Raw genomic sequence first — 17342 nt, 5'->3', positions numbered from 1 at the left:
GGGAGGGACGCTTACGCGGCGGCAGCCAGCTCGCGCAGGCCGGCGGTGGCCTGCACCGTGCCGTCCGTCTTGCGCTGTTCGACGGTCTTGCGGTTCGACGATTCCTGGTCGCGCTGGTTCTCGCGGTGCCACAGGTGATATACCTCGGTGGCGAACGCGCCGTCCTTGCGCCACACGCCCGCGTTGAACAGGCGCACCACCAGGTCGCTGTCCTCGTGGCCCCAGCCGGTGAAGCTTTCGTCGAAGCCGTTCACCATGTCCAGGTCGCTGCGCCACACGCCCATATTGCAGCTCTTGATGCGGCGCCAGTTGAAGTCGTGCCGCTCGCGGCCCACGTCCGGCAGCACGAGCGCCGTTTGCAGGAACTTGTTGAAGTCGCCCGCCAGGCGCAGGCGCAGGCGAGCGGCGACGCCGAGCGTGTTCAGGTCGATGTGCTGCTCGAGCAGCGTGCGCGTGTAGCGCTCGGACAGCAGCACGCGGCTGCCCGATACAAGGTAGCCGCGCTTGGCCAGCTTGCGGTGCTGCGACACGAAATTGCGTGCCGGGACGCAGTCGCCGTCAAGGAACACGATGTAGTCGCCGCTCGCGGCCAGCGTGCCCAGGTTGCGCACGCGCGCGGCGCGGAAGCCTTCGTCCGGCTGCCACACGTGCAGCAGCGGCACCGGCGAGCGGGCCCGCAGTGCCGCCACGCAGTCTCGCGTGTTGTTCGTCGAGCCGTCATCAGCGATAATGATTTCGAAATTGCGATCGTCCTGCGCGAAGCAGGCTTCGACCACGGCCGTCAGCGCGTCGGGCCGGTTATAGGTCGTGATGACGACGGAAATTGTTGACGCTTGTTGCATGAAGTGTTGTCTGTTGCACGAGCGCTGGCGCGAAGCGGTCGACAGGAATCGCTCGAATAATATTGATGAATAATACTTTAACCAAGAATGCCGACGTAACAACTGTCACCGTCAACTGCCTGGTTTTCCTGCTCCCCTTCCTGACCCTCATCACCAGCGTCGGCGTAGGCTTGTGCAGCTTCGGTTTCCTGCTTGCCGCGTTCTGGTGCCACAAGCAAGGTCTGCCGGAGTTCCGGCGTCATCTTAACGATATCCGCGGTGTTTTGACAGCATTTGGAGCCGCTTTTCTATTTGCCGCCATCGCGGTGTTGCTGCATCCCGACCTGCATCTGCGCCACTGGGAAAAGCCCAGCCGGATGCTGCTTGCCGCGACCGCCCTCTTGACGGTGCTGGCATGCCGGCCCAGCCGCAAGGCGTTCTGGTGGGGGCTGATCGGCGGCGCCATCGGTGGCGCTGTTGTGGCCGGTTACCAACGCTGGATCGTGGGCATCGATCGGCCGGGCGGGCAGATGAACGCGATCACGTTCGGCGACATCGTGCTGTGCCTGGGCCTGATGTCGCTGGCCGGCGTGCTGGACTTTCGTGGCCGGCAGCGGATATGGCCCGCGCTGGGCGTTGTGGCCGGCCTCGTCGGCACGGTGGCGACGGGCACGCGCGGCGGCTGGGTGGCGATCGTCTTTTCGGCGCTGCTGTTCCTGAAATACGGCCATTACCTGCGCGGCAAGTTTGCCAAGGCCGCCGCCGTCCTCGTGGCTGTGCTGATGCTGGGCGCATACTGGGTGCCGCAGACGGGCGTCAGCGAACGGCTGGGGCAGGGCGTCAGCGACGTGCGCACGTATTTCAGCGGCGGCAGCGCGTACACCAATGTCGGCGTGCGGCTCGAGCTGTGGAAGGGCGCCGCGATGCTGGCGGCGAACCACCCGTGGTCGCCGAGCGGCCCGGACCAGGTCAAGATGGAGCTGCGCGCATTGGTCGATGCCGGCGTGCTGCAGCCGTTCGTGCTGGAAGCGGAACATTTTCACAACGATGCGCTGCAGGCGCTCGTGTACGGTGGCGTCATCGGCTTGCTGTGCTGGTTCGGCACGCTGCTGCTGCCGTTCCTGTTCTTCCTGCGCATGCTGGGGACGCATGAATCGGCCCCGCCGGGCTTGATCGCCCCCGCGCTGGCCGGACTGCTGCTCGTGCTGAGCTACTTCAGCTTTGGCCTGACGGAAGTGATCTTCTGGTCCGTGCGCAGCGCGATGTTCTATGCGCTGACGTTGTTCGTACTGATGGGCCTGTGCCTGAACGCCAGGGAAGGAAAGTAGCCATGTCCCGCGATTTGTCCCCGGGTTTGCCCCCGGGTTTGCCCCCGGGTTTGTCCCGTATCCTGATTATCTCGCCCAACTGGATCGGCGATGCCGTGATGGCGCAGCCGCTGCTGCAACGGTTGCGTGCGGCGCACCCGGACGCGCCGATCGACGTGCTGGCGCCGCCGCCCGTCGCCCCGGTGTGGCGCCAGATGCGGGAAGTGGACGAGGTCATCCAGACCACGTTCCGCCACGGCGCGCTGCAGCTGCGCGAACGGTGGCGCCTGGCGCGGGTGCTGCACCGCCGCGGCTATGCGGCCGCCTACGTGCTGCCCAACACGCTGAAGTATGCTTTGATTCCATGGCTCGCGGGCATCCGCCGCCGCGTCGGCTACAAGGGCGAGAGCCGCTATGGCCTGATCAACGTGATGCACCACGACGACGTGCCGCCACGGCCGATGGTGCCGTTCTACGCGGCGCTGGCGCAGGCGCCCGGGGCGCCGCTGCAGAGCGCGCCGCGGCCGGCGCTGCAGGTGACGCCGGAGCAGGTGCAGGCCGCCTGCGCGAAGGCAGGCGTGGCGCCCGACCGTCCGCTCGTCGTGTTTGCGCCGGGCGCCGAGTTCGGCTCCGCGAAGCGCTGGCCGCCTGAACATTTCGCCGCGCTGGCCCGGCACATTGTCGCCCGGTTTCCGCTCGCCCAGGTCGCGCTGCTGGGCTCGCCGAAGGACCGCCCCGCGTGTGACGAGGTCGTGGCCGGCGTGGCCGGCAGCGCGGCCGCACCGGCCGTGCTGAACCTGGCGGGCCAGACCAGCCTTGCCGAGGCAATCGCGCTGATCGGCCACAGCGCCGCCGTCGTCAGCAACGACTCGGGGCTGCTGCACGTGGCGTCGAGCCTGGACCGGCCCGTCGTCGCGATCTACGGCCCGACGGATCCGGACCACGCGCCGCCGTTCTCGACCGTGGCGGCCGCGTTGTCGCTGCGCCTCGACTGTTCGCCGTGCCGCCAGCGCGAGTGCCCACTGGGCCACCACGACTGCATGCGCAAGCTCGATGCCGAGCTGGTGTGGCGCACGCTGCAGCCGATGCTGCCCGCGACCGTAGCGGCCTGACGCCCGGGCCCGCGCAATGCGTCGGCTGCCGATCACGTTCTGGACCACCGTCTTCGTCACCGTTGTTTGCGTGACGCTGGTGGCGCTCGACTTCGAGCGCAGCTGGCATGCGCGCCGCGTACTGCTGGAGCAGACCGAGCGCAATGCAACCAACCTGGCGCGGGCGATGAGCGAGCATGCGGACGACACGCTGCGTACCGCCGAGACGAGCCTCGCCGACCTGCAGGAGCGCATCCAGACCGACGGCACGAGCCCCACGCAGATGGCGCGGCTGCACCGGTTGATGGCCGACCACGTGCACCGGCTGCCGGAGCTCGATGCGCTGTCGGCCTATGACGAAACGGGCAGGCGGCTCGTCACCTCGCAGGCCGACCAGGACCGGGCCGTCAACAACGCCGATCGCGAGTATTTCCAGTACCACCTGCGTAATCCGGGAGCGGGTAGCCGCATCGGCCGCCCCGTCGTCAGCCGGGCCACGGGACGGTGGGTAATCCCCGTGTCGCGCCGGCTCGACAAGCCGGACGGCGCGTTCGACGGTGTCGTGCTGGCGACGATCGCCATCGATTACTTCCGCGAGTTCTACGCCAGCTTCGATATCGGCGCGGACGGCGCGGTGGCACTGCTGTCGGACGACGGCACGATGCTGGTCCGGCGCCCGTTCCGCGAGCAGAGCATCGCCGCGAACATCGGCAACACGCCGCTTTACGACGCCTACACCCGTGTCGCGCGGATCGGCACGGGCATGTTCCGCTCGACGCAGGACGGCAAGGTGCGGCTCAACAGCTACCGGCCGCTGCAGCACTATCCGTTGTTCGTGACGGCCGCGCTGTCGAAGGACGAGGTGCTGGCGCACTGGTGGCGCGATACGTTGACGCATACGGCCGGCGTGATCGTGCTGGCCGCGCTGCTGGCGCTGTTCGGGCAGCGGCTCGTGCGGCAGATGCGCCGCCGCCTGCAGGTGGAGTCGAAACTGCGCGAGGCGCGCGATTCGCTGGCGGGCCTGAACGCGGCGCTGGAAAAGCTGGCGCTGCAGGACGGCTTGACGGGCCTGGCGAACCGGCGCCAGTTCGACGTCTCGCTCGGCAACGAGTTCAGCCGGGCCACCCGGCACGGTGCGCCGCTCGCGCTGGCGATGATCGACGTCGACCACTTCAAGGCCTACAACGACCGCTACGGCCACGGTGCCGGCGACATCTGCCTGCGCGCCGCGGCCCAGGCCATCCGGCGGCAGACGCCGGGCCGCGCCGGCGACCTCGCTGCCCGCTATGGCGGCGAGGAGATGGCGGTGCTGCTGCCGAACACGGATGTGGCGGGGGCACATGCTGTGGCCGAGCGGATGCGCGAGGCGATTGCCGCGCTGGCGCTGCCGCATGCGGGCAGCCCGCACGGGATCGTCACGATCAGCGCGGGCGTTGCCGCCATGGTGCCAAGGCGCGGCGTGGATGCAGCATCGGCTCTGCTCGAGCTGGCCGATCGGGCGTTGTACGCGGCCAAGGCCGCAGGCCGCAATCGCGTTGCGGACGGTCCCGATTCTGCCGCACCTTAAGCCGCGCTTAGAACCGGCACGCCGCTACGTCTGAATCCTGCGCGTCGTGATGTCGGCGCTGTCCGACAGCGTTTGCAACACTTCTTTCACCGTTCAGCAAGTGCTTGATTTTGCTCGCTCAGCAGCGTCTGTTGGCCAGCGGGCGGACCTTGAAATTCAAATAATCAACTTGTAAGCACTTGTATCTAAAAGGTTTTTGCTGAGTTTTTTGCTGCTACCTTGACCACTCCTCAGCGGCCTAACCCCCCTTGTAGTACGTGAATGACCTCTAAGGAGCATGGAATGACCAAAACCAAGAAATTCGCAGCTTCCCTGGCGCTGGCATGCGCCGCTTTCACCACTCAGGCAGTTTACGCCGCCGACGTCAGCAATGGCCCCGCTGCCGTCGAAATCGCGGACGGTGCCGGCTTCTTCGGCCGGCTGATTCAGGACGTGACGGCCGGCGATACCTTCGCCGACCACTACACGTTCACGCTGTCGAGCGCAACGGACTTCACCGCGTCCCTGTTCTCGTACAGCTTCCAGCCGGGCACCGGCCTGGACATCACGGGTCTCGACCTGTATCGCTCGGACGGTACCCTGGTGACCAAGGGCGCCGCGCTGATCGATGACGGCATCCAGCAGTGGCAGCTGACGACCACCGGTCTGTCCGCCGCCAGCTACTACGTGCAGGTAAGCGGCAATGTGCTGTCGCAGCCTGGCATCTATTCGGGCAGCGTCGCGACGGTCAGCGCTGTTCCGGAACCGGCAACCTACGGCATGCTGCTGGGTGGCCTGGCACTGGTGGGTGCGATCGCCCGCCGCCGCAAGTCTTAAGTCCGCAGTAACGCCTGCGGCCGCGCGCGACTGCTCCGCCGCTGAGGAGCGCGCGCCGCAGGCGCTTTGTCCTACACCATCGATTGTCACCACGCCCGGCCGTTTTGGGCAACTTTCGTTCCCCATCTGCCGCAAATTACGGCACGCTTAAAGTCGCTAAACGGCGACGTGTAAGTCGTGCGCGTTTTCATGTAGGCGTGCTCCTACGCGGAAAATAATGATTGTGCATGGGTTGGCTAAGTCATTGAATACAAATCATTTTCTCGCCTTGCGATGCAGGCCGGAAAGGCGCGTTAAACCTTAACAATTTGTAAAAGCCAGGTGCGCGGCTTTTCCTGCATCCGGCTGTCCTGTTACCTTGTCGGCTCCTCGGCGGCCTCAACCGTTTGACATTAGGAGCAAGGAATGACGAAAATCAAGAACATCGCAGCTTCGCTGGCGCTGGCAAGCGCAGCGCTGGCTGGTCAGGCATATGCAGCCGACATCAGCAACCCGGTCGAAGCGATCGAGGTGGTCGATGGCGCCGGCGCGTTTGCCCGCCTGATCACCGGCAACCACCGCGACGACACGTTCACCGACAGCTACTCCTTCGACGTCGCCGTTGGCGGTTCCTTCGTCGCCAACCTGTACTCGTACAGCGGCAACCCGAAGAACGGCCTGGACATCACCAGCTTCGACCTGTTCGCAGCGGACGGCTCGCTGGTCAGCCACGGCACGCAACTGTCCACCGGCCAGACCGACCAGTGGAGCCTGAACCTGGACAACCTGTCCGCCGCCAATGGCTACTACGTCAGCGTCACCGGCAAGGTGCTGTCGCAAGCGGCCGGCACCTACAGCGGCGTCGTCGCCGTGACGGCCGTTCCGGAGCCAGCCACCTACGGCATGCTGCTGGGCGGCATGGCACTGCTGGGCGTCGTCGCACGTCGCCGCAAGCAGTAAGCCTCACGTATCACCGAAACAAAAGAAAGAAAAAAGGAAGCCAGAGTCCTGCCCGCGCGCGCCCGACCCCCACCGGGCCGCTGAGGAAAGCGCCGCGGGCGTTTTCTACATCAGGATGACGTCGTACTGCTCCTGGTGGTACGAGTTCTCCACCTGCAGCGAAATCTTCTTGCCGATGAAGTCCCCCAGCATCGCCAGGTGCTGCGATTCCTCTTCCAGGAACATGTCCACCACTTCCTGCGACGCGAGGATGCGGAATTCGCGCGGGTTGAACTGCTTCGCCTCGCGCAGCAGTTCGCGCAGGATCTCGTAGCAGATCGTGCGCGACGTCTTGACCTGGCCCTTGCCGCCGCAGGCGGGGCAGGGCTCGCACAGGATGTGCGCCAGCGATTCGCGGGTGCGCTTGCGCGTCATCTCGACGAGGCCGAGCGCGGAGAAGCCCGACACCGACACCTTGGTACGGTCGCGTGACAGCGCCTTCTTCAGCTCCGTCAGCACCGCGTTGCGGTGCTCGGTGTTTTCCATGTCGATGAAGTCGAGGATGATGATGCCGCCCAGGTTGCGCAGCCGCAGCTGGCGCGCGATCGCATGGGCCGCCTCGAGGTTCGTCTTGAAGATCGTGTCGGCGAAGTTGCGGCCGCCGACGAAGCCACCCGTATTGACGTCGATCGTCGTCATCGCCTCGGTCTGGTCGACGATCAGGTAGCCGCCCGACTTCAGGTCCACGCGGCGTCCCAACGCGCGCTGGATCTCTTCCTCGACACCATACAGGTCGAACAGCGGGCGCTCGCCCGTGTAGTGCTGCAGCCGGGACAGCACGCTCGGCGTGTACACCTTGCCGAACTCCGTCAGCGACAGGAAGTTCTCGCGCGAGTCCACCTGGATCGTCGCCGTCTCGTCGTGCACGAAGTCGCGCAGCACGCGCTGGGCCAGCGACAGGTCCTGGTGCAACAGGCTGGTGGGCGGCCGCGTGCGTGCGCCGTGCGTGATCGCGGCCCACGTCTTGCGCAGGTATTCGATGTCGGCCGACAGGTCCGCATCGCTGGCATCCTCGGCCTGCGTGCGCACGATGTAGCCGCCTTTTTCTTCCTTCGGCAACAGGCCCTGCATGCGCGTGCGCAGGGCTTCGCGCTCGGCTTCCTTCTCGATCTTCTGCGAGATGCCGATGTGCGAATCCTGCGGCAGGTAGACGAGCATCCGCCCCGCGATCGAGATCTGGGTGGACAGCCGCGCACCCTTCGTGCCGATTGGGTCCTTGATGACCTGGACCGTCAGCACCTGGCCGTCGAACAGCAGTTTCTCGATCGGCGCGGGCGTCGCATTGCTGCCGTCGTGCGGACGGGCTTCCCAGATGTCGGCCACGTGCAGGAACGCGGCGCGCTCCAGGCCGATGTCGATGAAGGCCGACTGCATGCCCGGCAGCACACGCACGACCTTGCCGGAGTAGACGTTGCCTGCCAGCCCGCGCGTCAACGTGCGTTCGATGTGCAGCTCCTGCACAGCGCCTTGCAGGATCAGGGCGACGCGGGTTTCCTGCGGCGTGATGTTGATCAGGATGTCTTCGTTCATGGCAGCTTCAGCCCGGCCTGGCGCAGCAGCTGGGCCGTCTCGAACAGCGGCAGGCCCATGATGCCGGAGTGGCTGCCTTCGATGTGTTCGATGAACACGGCCGCCAGCCCCTGGATGCCGTAGCCGCCGGCCTTGTCGTACGGCTCGGCGGTGGCGCAGTAGGCGTGGATCGCGGCGGGCGTCAGTTCGGCAAAACGCACGTTGGATACCTGCGTCATGCTGCCGGAGAAGTCGAACGTGCGCACGGCCACCGTCGTCAGCACCTGGTGCGTGCGGCCGGACAGCTGGCGCAGCATTGCCTCCGCCTCCTCCTTGCCGGTGGGCTTGCCGAGGATCGCGCCGTCGATCGCCACCGTCGTATCGGCCGACAGCACAGGGCGAGGGCGCAGGTGGCGGCGGCGGCACAGCTCGAACGCGAAGTCGGCCTTCTCGTTGGCGACGCGGCTGACGTAGATCTCGGCCGGCTCGTCCGGCAGCACGTCCTCCGTCACATCGGCGCCCCGCGGCCCGTCGCTGCGCAGCAGCAGCAATTCGAAGTCGACCCCGATCTGGCGCAGCAGTTCGCGGCGGCGGGGGCTCTTGGAGGCGAGATAGATTTTGCGTTCAACCGGTTTCATCGTTGTTGTTGTAATTGTTAGCGTGCAGGTACAGGCGTTTACCCCAACGGCGTAAAGCTAGGGTCAGACCCGGCGGGTCTGACCCTAGTCTTACGCTTGTGGGGTTTAACAACTAAACCCGATGATAAGGGTGATTTTGTGTGATTGTCCACGCGCGGTAGAGCTGCTCGGCCAGCATCACCCGCACGATCCCGTGCGGCAGCGTCATGCTGGAGATGCGGATCAGTCCTTCCGCCTTTGCCTTCAACCCTGGATCGAGGCCATCGGCGCCGCCGATCAGGAAGGCCGTGTCGCGGCCGTCCTGTTGCCACAGCTCGAGCTGCTGCGACAGGCCGACGCTCGTCAGGTCCTTGCCCCGTTCGTCCAGCGCGATGATGCGCACCGACTTCGGCAGCGCCGCCTCGATGCGCTCGCGCTCCAGCGCCATCGCTGTCGCGGCGGTCTTGCTGCCGGAACGCTCGACGGGCTTGATCTCCTTGAGCACGATGCGCAGTTCCGGCGGCATTCGCTTCACGTATTCCGCGAAGCCCGTTTCGATCCACGCGGGCATCTTGTGCCCGACCGCAGCGATGATCAGCTGCATGCGGGATTACTCTTCGGCGGCCGGTTTCTTGATCCGCTTGATGACGGTCTTGGCCGGGGCCTTCGGCTCCTTCGCCTTCGCTTCCTTGGCGGCCTTCGCCGATGCCACGGCGGTCTTCGACGCGGCGACCTTCACCTTCTTGCCTTCCGGTGCTGCGACTGCCGGCGCGACCTTCTTCGCGGCGGCCTTCTTCGCGACGGCACCCGCGGCGGCGGCGGCCTTCACCGTGCCAGGCTTCCGTGCCGGTGCCTTCTTCTCGATGACCGGCTCGGCTGCCTTGGCGGCCTTCGTTGCGGCGAGGTGGCCGGCCTTCTTCTTCGGTGCGGCTTCCTTGTCGTCGATCGCCTTGGCTTCGGCCGTGGACTTGCGCTTCGCGGCGCCCAGTTTCACGGGCTTCTCGCCCCAGATCTCTTCCAGGCGGTAGTAGGCGCGGATCGGCTGCTGCATGATGTGGACGATCATGTCGCCCAGGTCCACCAGCACCCATTCGCCGGTGTCTTCGCCTTCGATGCCGACGACGTCGCCGCCGGCTTCCTTGACCTTGTCACGCACCGATGCGGCCAGCGCGCGGGTCTGGCGGTTCGATGTGCCGGAAGCGATGCAGATGCGGTCGAACAGGCTCGTGAGACCGGTGGTGTCGAACAGGACGATGTCCTGGCCCTTCACGTCCTCCAGGGCGTCCACGACGAGGGCTTGCAGTTTTTTGATATCCATTCAGTTGTACTTCTTATAAAGTTTATGTTGTTCGATATAGTCTAGCACCGGCGCCGGAATCAGCGAGCCGGCGTCAATGCCGTTTTCCAGCGCCGTGCGGATCGCCGTGGACGACACGTCCACCGCCAGGTCCGGCGCGATGCACGTCAATCCCGCCGGCTGGCCGCACAGCCGTTGCGGTGCCGCCAGCCTGGCCGTGAACTCGGCGGCCACGGCCCGCGGTACGTCGGGTCCATCCAGCGTGAAGCCCGGCCGCGTCGCCACGCACAGATGGGCCAGCGTGAACAGGTCGCGCCACGCATGCCACGTGTCCAGCCGCTGCAGCTGGTCCGCCCCCATCAGGAAGCACAGCGGCACGGTTGCACCCAGCTGCGTGCGCAAGGCGCGCAGCGTCTCGACCGTATAGGTGGGGCGGCCCCGGTCGATTTCCTGGCGGTCGACGACGACGCGGTACGGCTCGTCCGCGAACGCCAGCGCCGCCATGTCCGCGCGCTGCTGCGCTGTCGCCACCAGCGCGCTTTTCTGCCAAGGCACGGCCGGGATCACGCGTAGCTCGGCCGCGCCGAGCAGCTGCACGAACGCGCGGCCCAACGCCAGGTGGCCGTTGTGCACGGGATCGAAGCTGCCGCCCAGCAGCAGGACGCAGGCGGTCACGCCAGCCAGTCGCGGTGCGGCAGGAAGTCCGTGTACAGCCGGCTTTCCGCCGAGCCGTCCGCGGGCCGCCAGTCGTAGCGCCATTTGACGATGGGCGGCATGGACATCAGGATCGCTTCCGTGCGCCCGCCCGACTGCAGGCCGAACAGCGTGCCGCGGTCGAACACGAGGTTGAATTCCACGTAGCGGCCGCGCCGGTAAGCCTGGAAGTCCCGTTCGCGCTCGCCGTACGGCGTGTCCTTGCGGGCCTGCAGGATCGGCAGGTAGGCGCCGATGAAGCCGTCGCCCACGCTTTGCATCATCGCGTAGCTGGCGTCGAAGCCCAGCTCGTTGAAGTCGTCGAAGAAGATGCCGCCGACGCCGCGCGCTTCCTTGCGGTGCTTCAGGTAGAAGTACTCGTCGCACCACTTCTTGAAGCGCGGATGCAGTTCGTCTCCGAACGGCGCCAGCATCGCGCGGCAGCTGCGGTGGAAGTGCCGCACGTCCTCCACGTTGCCGTAGTAGGGCGTCAGGTCCATGCCGCCGCCGAACCACCACACCGGCGTGCCGTCTTCCGTGGTCGTCGAGAAGAAGCGCACATTCATGTGCACCGTCGGCGCATACGGGTTGCGCGGATGGAGCACCAGCGAGACGCCCATCGCTTCCCACGCGCGCCCGCCGATGCCCGGGCGGTGCGCTGCCGCGGAAGGAGGCAATTGCGCGCCCGTCACGTGCGAGAAATTACAGCCGCCCCGTTCCAGCACATTGCCTTCCTCGATCAGGCGCGAGATGCCGCCGCCGCCTTCCGGGCGTTGCCACGCGTCGCGCAGGAAAGGCTTGCCGTCGGCCTCTTCGAGGGCGGAGACGATGCGTTGCTGCAGGTCGATCAGGTAGGCCTTGACGGCGGTGGGGTTGGGGGTGGTCATGGGTTTTCTGGTTGATCCGTTGGATGGCTGGCTTGACCCCAAAAGGCAACTTCTAGGGTCAGACCCGGCGGGTCTGACCCTGGCCTCTGCCTTTTGGGGTGAACGCTTGGCGAACGGTACCTTCGCGGCGGCTTAGTGTTTCAGCCCCCGCCAGCCGATGTCGCGACGGTACTGCATGCCGTCGAAGTGGATCTTCTCGACCGTCTCGTAGGCCTGCTTCTGCGCCATCTTGACCGAGTCGCCCAGGCCGACGACGCACAGCACGCGTCCGCCGGAGGTGACGAGGTTGCCGTCCACTTCGGCCGTGCCGGCGTGGAACGTGACCGATTCCGGCGTGTCGGCCGGGATGCCGTCGATGACGGCGCCCTTGGCCGGATTGTCCGGATAGCCGGCCGCGGCGAGCACGACGCCGACGGCGGTGCGGCGGTCCCACTCCAGGCCCACCGCGTCCAGCGTGCCGTTGACCGCGTGTTCCATCACGCCGACGAGATCCGTCTTCAGGCGCGCCATGATCGGCTGGGTTTCCGGGTCGCCCATGCGGCAGTTGAATTCCAGCGTCTTCGGATTGCCGGCCGCGTCGATCATCAGGCCCGCGTACAGGAAGCCGGAGAACGGGATGCCGTCCTTGGCCATGCCCTGGATCGTCGGGTTGATGATCTCGCGCATCACGCGCGCATGCATCGCCGGCGTCACGATCGGCGCGGGCGAGTAGGCGCCCATGCCGCCCGTGTTCGGGCCCTGGTCGTTGTCCAGCAGGCGCTTGTGGTCCTGGCTCGTCGCCAGCGGCAGCACGTTCTTGCCGTCGCACATGACGATGAACGATGCTTCCTCGCCGGCGAGGAATTCCTCGATGACGATGCGGGCGCCGGCGTCGCCGAAGCGGTTATCGGACAGCATGTGGTCAACAGCCTGGTGCGCCTCGTCCAAGGTCATCGCGACGACGACGCCTTTGCCGGCGGCAAGGCCGTCGGCCTTGATGACGATCGGCGCACCCTTCGCATCGACGTAGGCATGCGCGGCGGCCGCATCGCTGAACGTTTCGTATTCGGCCGTCGGAATGCCGTGGCGCTTCATGAACGCCTTCGCGAAGTCCTTCGACGATTCCAGCTGGGCCGCTTCCTTCGTCGGGCCGAAGACCTTCAGGCCGCGCGCGCGGAACAGGTTCACGATGCCGCCGGCGAGCGGCGTCTCGGGACCGACGACGGTCACCGCGATGTGTTCCTTCGTGGCGAAGTCGGCCAGCGCGTGCAGGTCCGTGATCGCCAGGTTCACGAGGCGCGGATCGCGTGCCGTGCCGCCGTTGCCGGGGGCGACGTAGACGACCTGCACCCGTTCCGATTGCGCCAATTTCCAAGCCAGCGCGTGCTCGCGGCCGCCGGAGCCGACTACCAGAATTTTCATAAGGATCTTCGGTTGGTGTTTTGGGGAAGCTGCTTCCGGATGCGTTTCAGGCGCATGCGGAAAAGGCCTCTGGATTACGGTGAGCCCGGTGGGCTGTCGTGGTTCGGACCAGAAACGGCGCAGCGGCCCGCGGGCCGCTGTCGGTTCGCCGGCGCTCGCGCGCCGCGATACAACTGGCCGGCGCACAGGCCGGCCTGCAGTGCTTACTCCGCAGTGCTTATTCCACAGTACTTATTCTTCGATTACCGCGTTCGTATAGACCTCCTGGGTGTCGTCCAGGTTCTCGAGCACGTCGAGGAGCTTTTGCATCTTCGCCGCGTCCTCGCCCGTGAACACCGTCTCGGTCGCCGGCTTCATGATGATCTCGGCCACCTCGGCCTTGAAGCCGGCCTTCTCCAGCGCTTCCTTGACGGCCGCGAAGTCGTTCGGTGCGCACAGCACTTCGAACCCGCCTTCCTCGTCGGCGATCACGTCTTCCGCGCCCGCTTCGAGCGCGGCGTCCATCAGCTTCGCTTCGTCGGTGCCCGGTGCGAACAGGAACTGGCCGCAGTGCTTGAACATGAACGACACGGAATTCTCGGTGCCCATGTTGCCGCCGTATTTGCTGAACGCGTGGCGCACTTCGGCCACGGTGCGTACCCGGTTGTCGGTCATGCAGTCGACGATGATCGCCGCGCCGCCGATGCCGTAGCCTTCGTAGCGGACTTCTTCGTAATTGGTGCCTTCGTCGCCGCCCGTGCCGCGGGTGATCGCGCGTTGCACGTTATCCTTCGGCATGTTGGCGTCCGCCGCCTTGTCGACCGCCAGGCGCAGGCGGGGGTTGGTCGCGATATCGCCGCCGCCCATGCGTGCGGCCACCGTGATCTCCTTGATCAGGCGCGTCCAGATCTTACCGCGTTTCGCGTCCGTTGCAGCCTTTTTGTGCTTGATATTGGCCCATTTGCTGTGTCCAGCCATGTTCAGTCTTCCTTAGACGGTATGCAATCGAGGGCGGTATTCTAGCATACCGCCCCCTGCCGATTGCCGCCAAGGCAGGCTGTTTCAGCCGACCGGATGGTATTCGATGCCGTTCTGGATGCTGCCGATGACCTGCGCCTGATTCTCGGCGCTCTCCGAGAATCCCAGCAGGATTTCTTCCCTTGACAGACCAAGCGAAATCGCCGTGAGCCACGATTGCAGGCCTGGTTGGTCAGGTTCCCGATGCAGTGCATTGCGATACAGCGCGGTCAGGAACTGGGCGTCGTCGGCATTGCCGTACATTCTATTGAACTCGTCGCTGTGCAGGAACGCGGAAGCGATGTCGCGCATCGACCAGCCACGGTCCTCACGTATGCTCAACCAGTGCCCGATGCCCGGCAAGTCGGGCTGGCGGTCGAACACGGCCTGGTACAACCGGTACACCTGGCCGGCATTGCCATCGATGTCGAACGCCAGCGCGGTGTCGGCAAATTGGATGCGTTCGACGCCTATCAGCAGGTCGGTTTCCGAACCGCCGATCGCCGTGAGACCGATCGCGCCGTTGCCCTTGGCAACCGTGTAGACGTCGCGGTTGACGCCATAGACGGCCGTGTCGAGCCCGCCGCCGCCCGACAGCGTGTCGTCGCCGGCGCCGCCGATCAGCGTGTCGTTGCCGGATCCGCCGGCCAGCATGTCGTCGCCGTTCCCGCCGTCGAGCAAGTCGCCGATGCCGTCCAGCACCGGCCCACCGGTTGTGACATATTCGCCACTGTTAAGCTTGTCGTTGCCGTCTCCACCGATGAGGCGGTCCGCGCCGCCTTGGCCCAGCAGCACGTCGTCCGCCGTGCCGCCGGTCAGTACGTCGTTGGCGGAAGTGCCGCCGAGAAGCAAGGGAGTATCTGCCATGATGTGTCCTCTCGTTATCGAATGTTTAATAACATTTTTGTAATGCGAGGCTACGCCTAAAAGGCTGAGTTGTCGATTGCGCTTTCAATCGTGCGGTAGCCCACAGTTGTGTGCGAGCAGCTCGATTTATGCCGTGGAAACGAGGGGCCATCTGCGGCCGCCGTCGTTTCCCCTTACAATGTCCGGATGGACAAAAGCATAACGAGCCCGGCAGCCGATGTGCGCGCGGGTTACCTGGGCGGCCTGATGCTCGCGATCGGCGGCGCGGTGTTGTTTTCTACCAAAGCCGTCATCGCCAAGCTGCTGTATCGGTACCACATCGACGCGGTCACGCTGATCGCGTTCCGCATGATTTTCTCGCTGCCCGTGTTCGCCGCTGTCGCGCTATGGAAGATGCGCACGGAAGCGCCGCTGTCCGCCGCCGACCGCTGGCGCCTGATCGGGCTGGGCCTGGTCGGCTATTACCTGTCCAGCTTCCTCGATTTCCTCGGCCTGCAATACATCACCGTCGGCCTCGAGCGGCTGATCCTGTTCCTGACGCCGACGTTCGTGCTGCTGATCTCGGCCACGTGGCTGCGCCAGCACATCGGCCGCCTGCAATGGCTGGCGCTGGCCGTGTCATATGCCGGCATCGTGCTCGTGTTCGTGCACGACCTGCAGGGCGGCGGGCCGAATGTGCCGCTTGGTTCGCTGCTGGTGCTGGGCTCGGCCGCGGCCTATGCCGCCTACCTGCTGCTGTCCGGCGAGATGGTCAAGCGGATCGGCTCGCTGCGCCTCGTCGCGTATGCGATGTGCGTGTCGAGCGCCGCGTGTATCGGGCAGTATTTCCTGCTGCGGCCGGTGAGCGGCCTGGTGCAGCCGCTGCCCGTGTACGGCCTGTCGCTGATGAATGGCCTGCTGTGCACGGTGGCCCCCGTGTTCATGACGATGACGGCCGTGCAGCGCGTCGGCGCCGGCGTCGCGTCGCAGGCCGGCATGATCGGCCCCGTGTCGACGCTGTTCCTCGGCGCCGTCATCCTGGCCGAGCCGGTGACGAGCTGGCAGCTGGCCGGCACGGCGCTCGTGCTGGCCGGGATCTACCTGTTGTCGAACGCTAAACCCACTGGAAAATGACATGACTGCTCCCCGCATCGCCCTGATCGCCCACGACAAGAAGAAAGACGACATGATCGCCCTGGCCGGGCAGTACGCCGATTTCCTGCGCGGCTGCAAGCTGACCGCGACGGGCACGACGGGCGGGCGGCTCGTCACCGAACTGGGGCTGACGGTGGACCGCAAGCATTCCGGCCCGCTGGGCGGCGACCTGCAGATCGGCGCACTGCTGGTCGAGGACATGATCGACGCGGTGATCTTCCTGCGCGACCCGATGACGCCGCAGCCGCACGAGCCGGACATCAACGCCCTCGTGCGCGCCTGCGACGTGCACGATGTCGCGTGTGCCACCAACGTGGCGACCGCGCACCTGGTGCTGTCGCAGCTGCAGGCGGCCGGCACCCAACCGTAAAGGGAGCAAGCGATGAGCAAGGCGATTCGGATGACCCGGACCGGCGGTCCGGAAGTGATGGAATACGTGGACGTGGACGTCGGCGCGCCGGGACCCGGCGAAGTCACCGTGCGGCACGAGGCGATCGGCGTGAACTTCATCGACGTCTATTTCCGCACCGGCCTGTACCCGCAGCCGCTGCCCAATGGGCTCGGCATGGAGGGCGCGGGCACCGTCGAGGCGGTGGGCGAGGGCGTCACGCACGTGAAGATCGGCGACCGCGTCGCCTATGCGGGCCGGCCGAACGGCGCGTATGCGCAGGTGCGCAACATGGCGGCCGACCTGCTCGTCGTGCTGCCCGACCATATCGCGTTCGACACGGCCGCGGCGATGATGCTGCAGGGGATGACGGTGCAGTACCTGCTGCACCGCACCGCGCACCTGAAGCCGGGCGACACGGTGCTGTGGCATGCGGCCGCCGGCGGCGTCGGCCTGATTGCCTGCCAGTGGGCCCGGGTGCTGGGCGTGAACGTGATCGGCACCGTCGGTTCGGAGGAAAAGGCGGCGCTGGCGATCGAACACGGTGCCACGCACGTGATCAACTACAAGCGCGAGAACTTCACCGAAAGGGTCAAGGAGCTGACGAACGGCGAGGGTGTCGCCGTCGTCTACGATTCGATCGGCAAGGACACGTTCTTCGGTTCACTGGACTGCCTGCGACCGCTGGGCCTGATGGTCAGCTTCGGCAACGCATCCGGCCCGGTGCCGGCGTTCGCGCCGAGCGAATTGCAGTCGCGCGGCTCGCTGTTCCTGACGCGGCCCACGCTGATGCACTACACCGCGAAACGGGAAGACCTGGAAGCGACGGCGCGCTCGCTGTTCGGCGTCGTCGCCAGCGGCGAAGTGAAGATCGCGATCAACCAGCGCTACCACCTGCAGGACGTGGCGCAGGCCCACGCCGACCTCGAAGCCCGCACCACGACGGGTTCCTCGATCCTGATCCCGCACTGAC

The 17342-nt window shown here is 66.0% G+C and carries 19 protein-coding genes; 8 read left to right on the top strand and 11 right to left on the bottom strand.

The features are described 5' to 3' along the window. Window positions 1-11: 11 nt before the first annotated feature. Both IP92_RS08890 and IP92_RS29865 read right to left on the bottom strand, forming a co-directional pair. Entirely contained in the window at window positions 12-842 is an 831-nt protein-coding gene (locus IP92_RS08890; protein WP_145874203.1) for a glycosyltransferase family 2 protein, read from the bottom strand. 77 nt (window positions 843-919) lie between these two features. Next, window positions 920-1084: a hypothetical protein gene (locus IP92_RS29865; protein ID WP_158206723.1), complete on the bottom strand. Its 165-nt coding sequence runs from the start codon at window positions 1082-1084 to the stop codon at window positions 920-922. 66 nt (window positions 1085-1150) lie between these two features. Between IP92_RS29865 and IP92_RS08885 the strand changes: the two genes are divergently transcribed. From IP92_RS08885 to IP92_RS08865, 5 genes are all read left to right on the top strand, one after another. After that, window positions 1151-2149 (top strand): O-antigen ligase family protein, encoded by a 999-nt coding sequence (locus IP92_RS08885; protein ID WP_145874202.1) that lies wholly within the window; start codon window positions 1151-1153, stop codon window positions 2147-2149. Between the two features lie 50 nt (window positions 2150-2199). After that, window positions 2200-3240 (top strand): lipopolysaccharide heptosyltransferase II, encoded by a 1041-nt coding sequence (gene waaF / locus IP92_RS08880; RefSeq protein ID WP_145874201.1) that lies wholly within the window; start codon window positions 2200-2202, stop codon window positions 3238-3240. Between the two features lie 16 nt (window positions 3241-3256). Beyond that, entirely contained in the window at window positions 3257-4786 is a 1530-nt protein-coding gene (locus IP92_RS08875; RefSeq protein WP_145874200.1) for a GGDEF domain-containing protein, read from the top strand. A gap of 282 nt (window positions 4787-5068) precedes the next feature. Then, window positions 5069-5602 (top strand): FxDxF family PEP-CTERM protein, encoded by a 534-nt coding sequence (locus IP92_RS08870; RefSeq protein WP_158206722.1) that lies wholly within the window; start codon window positions 5069-5071, stop codon window positions 5600-5602. Between the two features lie 405 nt (window positions 5603-6007). Continuing rightward, window positions 6008-6541 carry an FxDxF family PEP-CTERM protein gene (locus tag IP92_RS08865; RefSeq protein ID WP_145874198.1) on the top strand — a complete coding sequence of 178 codons (534 nt, stop codon included), beginning with the start codon at window positions 6008-6010 and terminating at the stop codon, window positions 6539-6541. Window positions 6542-6646: 105 nt separating this feature from the next. On the opposite strand, the gene rng is transcribed toward IP92_RS08865, so the two are convergent. The 9 genes from rng to IP92_RS08820 form a co-directional block, all read right to left on the bottom strand. Then, window positions 6647-8110 carry a ribonuclease G gene (gene rng / locus IP92_RS08860; protein ID WP_145874197.1) on the bottom strand — a complete coding sequence of 488 codons (1464 nt, stop codon included), beginning with the start codon at window positions 8108-8110 and terminating at the stop codon, window positions 6647-6649. Continuing rightward, window positions 8107-8727, bottom strand: coding sequence for a Maf family protein (locus IP92_RS08855; protein ID WP_145874196.1), 621 nt, complete (start codon window positions 8725-8727; stop codon window positions 8107-8109). Before IP92_RS08855 ends, rng begins: the two co-directional genes overlap by 4 nt. A 112-nt stretch (window positions 8728-8839) precedes the next feature. Beyond that, window positions 8840-9310 carry a 23S rRNA (pseudouridine(1915)-N(3))-methyltransferase RlmH gene (rlmH, locus tag IP92_RS08850; protein ID WP_145874195.1) on the bottom strand — a complete coding sequence of 157 codons (471 nt, stop codon included), beginning with the start codon at window positions 9308-9310 and terminating at the stop codon, window positions 8840-8842. 6 nt (window positions 9311-9316) lie between these two features. Beyond that, window positions 9317-10024, bottom strand: a complete 708-nt coding sequence (gene rsfS / locus IP92_RS08845) for a ribosome silencing factor (RefSeq protein WP_145874194.1) — start codon at window positions 10022-10024, stop codon at window positions 9317-9319. After that, the gene (gene nadD, locus IP92_RS08840) at window positions 10025-10678 is read right to left on the bottom strand and encodes a nicotinate-nucleotide adenylyltransferase (RefSeq protein ID WP_229418697.1); all 654 of its coding nucleotides are present in this window, start codon (window positions 10676-10678) and stop codon (window positions 10025-10027) included. Continuing rightward, window positions 10675-11583 carry an oxygen-dependent coproporphyrinogen oxidase gene (gene hemF, locus IP92_RS08835; RefSeq protein ID WP_145874192.1) on the bottom strand — a complete coding sequence of 303 codons (909 nt, stop codon included), beginning with the start codon at window positions 11581-11583 and terminating at the stop codon, window positions 10675-10677. Before hemF ends, nadD begins: the two co-directional genes overlap by 4 nt. Before the next feature lie 132 nt (window positions 11584-11715). Next, window positions 11716-12984, bottom strand: coding sequence for a phosphoribosylamine--glycine ligase (gene purD, locus IP92_RS08830; RefSeq protein ID WP_145874191.1), 1269 nt, complete (start codon window positions 12982-12984; stop codon window positions 11716-11718). Window positions 12985-13215: 231 nt separating this feature from the next. Next, window positions 13216-13941: a YebC/PmpR family DNA-binding transcriptional regulator gene (locus tag IP92_RS08825; RefSeq protein ID WP_145874190.1), complete on the bottom strand. Its 726-nt coding sequence runs from the start codon at window positions 13939-13941 to the stop codon at window positions 13216-13218. Between the two features lie 84 nt (window positions 13942-14025). Next, window positions 14026-14847, bottom strand: coding sequence for a DUF4214 domain-containing protein (locus IP92_RS08820; protein ID WP_145874189.1), 822 nt, complete (start codon window positions 14845-14847; stop codon window positions 14026-14028). A gap of 186 nt (window positions 14848-15033) precedes the next feature. Here IP92_RS08820 and IP92_RS08815 point away from each other — a divergent pair, with 186 nt between their 5' ends. The 3 genes from IP92_RS08815 to IP92_RS08805 are packed head-to-tail and all read left to right on the top strand — an operon-like array spanning window position 15034 to window position 17341. Further along, window positions 15034-15960, top strand: coding sequence for a DMT family transporter (locus tag IP92_RS08815; RefSeq protein ID WP_145874188.1), 927 nt, complete (start codon window positions 15034-15036; stop codon window positions 15958-15960). A 1-nt stretch (window position 15961) separates the two neighbouring features. Beyond that, on the top strand, window positions 15962-16351 hold the full coding sequence (locus IP92_RS08810; protein WP_145874187.1) for a methylglyoxal synthase: 390 nt from the start codon (window positions 15962-15964) through the stop codon (window positions 16349-16351). Between the two features lie 12 nt (window positions 16352-16363). Further along, window positions 16364-17341 carry a quinone oxidoreductase family protein gene (locus IP92_RS08805; RefSeq protein ID WP_145874186.1) on the top strand — a complete coding sequence of 326 codons (978 nt, stop codon included), beginning with the start codon at window positions 16364-16366 and terminating at the stop codon, window positions 17339-17341. Window position 17342 lies beyond the last annotated feature (1 nt).

The organism is Pseudoduganella flava (assembly GCF_007830495.1).
Classification (GTDB): Bacteria; Pseudomonadota; Gammaproteobacteria; order Burkholderiales; family Burkholderiaceae_D; genus Rugamonas; species Rugamonas flava.
This window is presented reverse-complemented; position numbering and strand designations above follow the sequence as displayed.

Excerpts from the sequence above, each read along its gene's own strand:
- IP92_RS08890 (WP_145874203.1), bottom strand. The coding sequence starts at position 842 with ATGCAACAAGCGTCAACAATTTCCGTCGTCATCACGACCTATAACCGG.
- IP92_RS29865 (WP_158206723.1), bottom strand. The coding sequence starts at position 1,084 with ATGACGCCGGAACTCCGGCAGACCTTGCTTGTGGCACCAGAACGCGGC.
- IP92_RS08875 (WP_145874200.1), top strand. The coding sequence starts at position 3,257 with ATGCGTCGGCTGCCGATCACGTTCTGGACCACCGTCTTCGTCACCGTT.
- IP92_RS08870 (WP_158206722.1), top strand. The coding sequence starts at position 5,069 with ATGACCAAAACCAAGAAATTCGCAGCTTCCCTGGCGCTGGCATGCGCC.
- IP92_RS08865 (WP_145874198.1), top strand. The coding sequence starts at position 6,008 with ATGACGAAAATCAAGAACATCGCAGCTTCGCTGGCGCTGGCAAGCGCA.
- rng (WP_145874197.1), bottom strand. The coding sequence starts at position 8,110 with ATGAACGAAGACATCCTGATCAACATCACGCCGCAGGAAACCCGCGTC.
- IP92_RS08855 (WP_145874196.1), bottom strand. The coding sequence starts at position 8,727 with ATGAAACCGGTTGAACGCAAAATCTATCTCGCCTCCAAGAGCCCCCGC.
- rlmH (WP_145874195.1), bottom strand. The coding sequence starts at position 9,310 with ATGCAGCTGATCATCGCTGCGGTCGGGCACAAGATGCCCGCGTGGATC.
- rsfS (WP_145874194.1), bottom strand. The coding sequence starts at position 10,024 with ATGGATATCAAAAAACTGCAAGCCCTCGTCGTGGACGCCCTGGAGGAC.
- hemF (WP_145874192.1), bottom strand. The coding sequence starts at position 11,583 with ATGACCACCCCCAACCCCACCGCCGTCAAGGCCTACCTGATCGACCTG.
- purD (WP_145874191.1), bottom strand. The coding sequence starts at position 12,984 with ATGAAAATTCTGGTAGTCGGCTCCGGCGGCCGCGAGCACGCGCTGGCT.
- IP92_RS08825 (WP_145874190.1), bottom strand. The coding sequence starts at position 13,941 with ATGGCTGGACACAGCAAATGGGCCAATATCAAGCACAAAAAGGCTGCA.
- IP92_RS08820 (WP_145874189.1), bottom strand. The coding sequence starts at position 14,847 with ATGGCAGATACTCCCTTGCTTCTCGGCGGCACTTCCGCCAACGACGTA.
- IP92_RS08815 (WP_145874188.1), top strand. The coding sequence starts at position 15,034 with ATGGACAAAAGCATAACGAGCCCGGCAGCCGATGTGCGCGCGGGTTAC.
- IP92_RS08810 (WP_145874187.1), top strand. The coding sequence starts at position 15,962 with ATGACTGCTCCCCGCATCGCCCTGATCGCCCACGACAAGAAGAAAGAC.
- IP92_RS08805 (WP_145874186.1), top strand. The coding sequence starts at position 16,364 with ATGAGCAAGGCGATTCGGATGACCCGGACCGGCGGTCCGGAAGTGATG.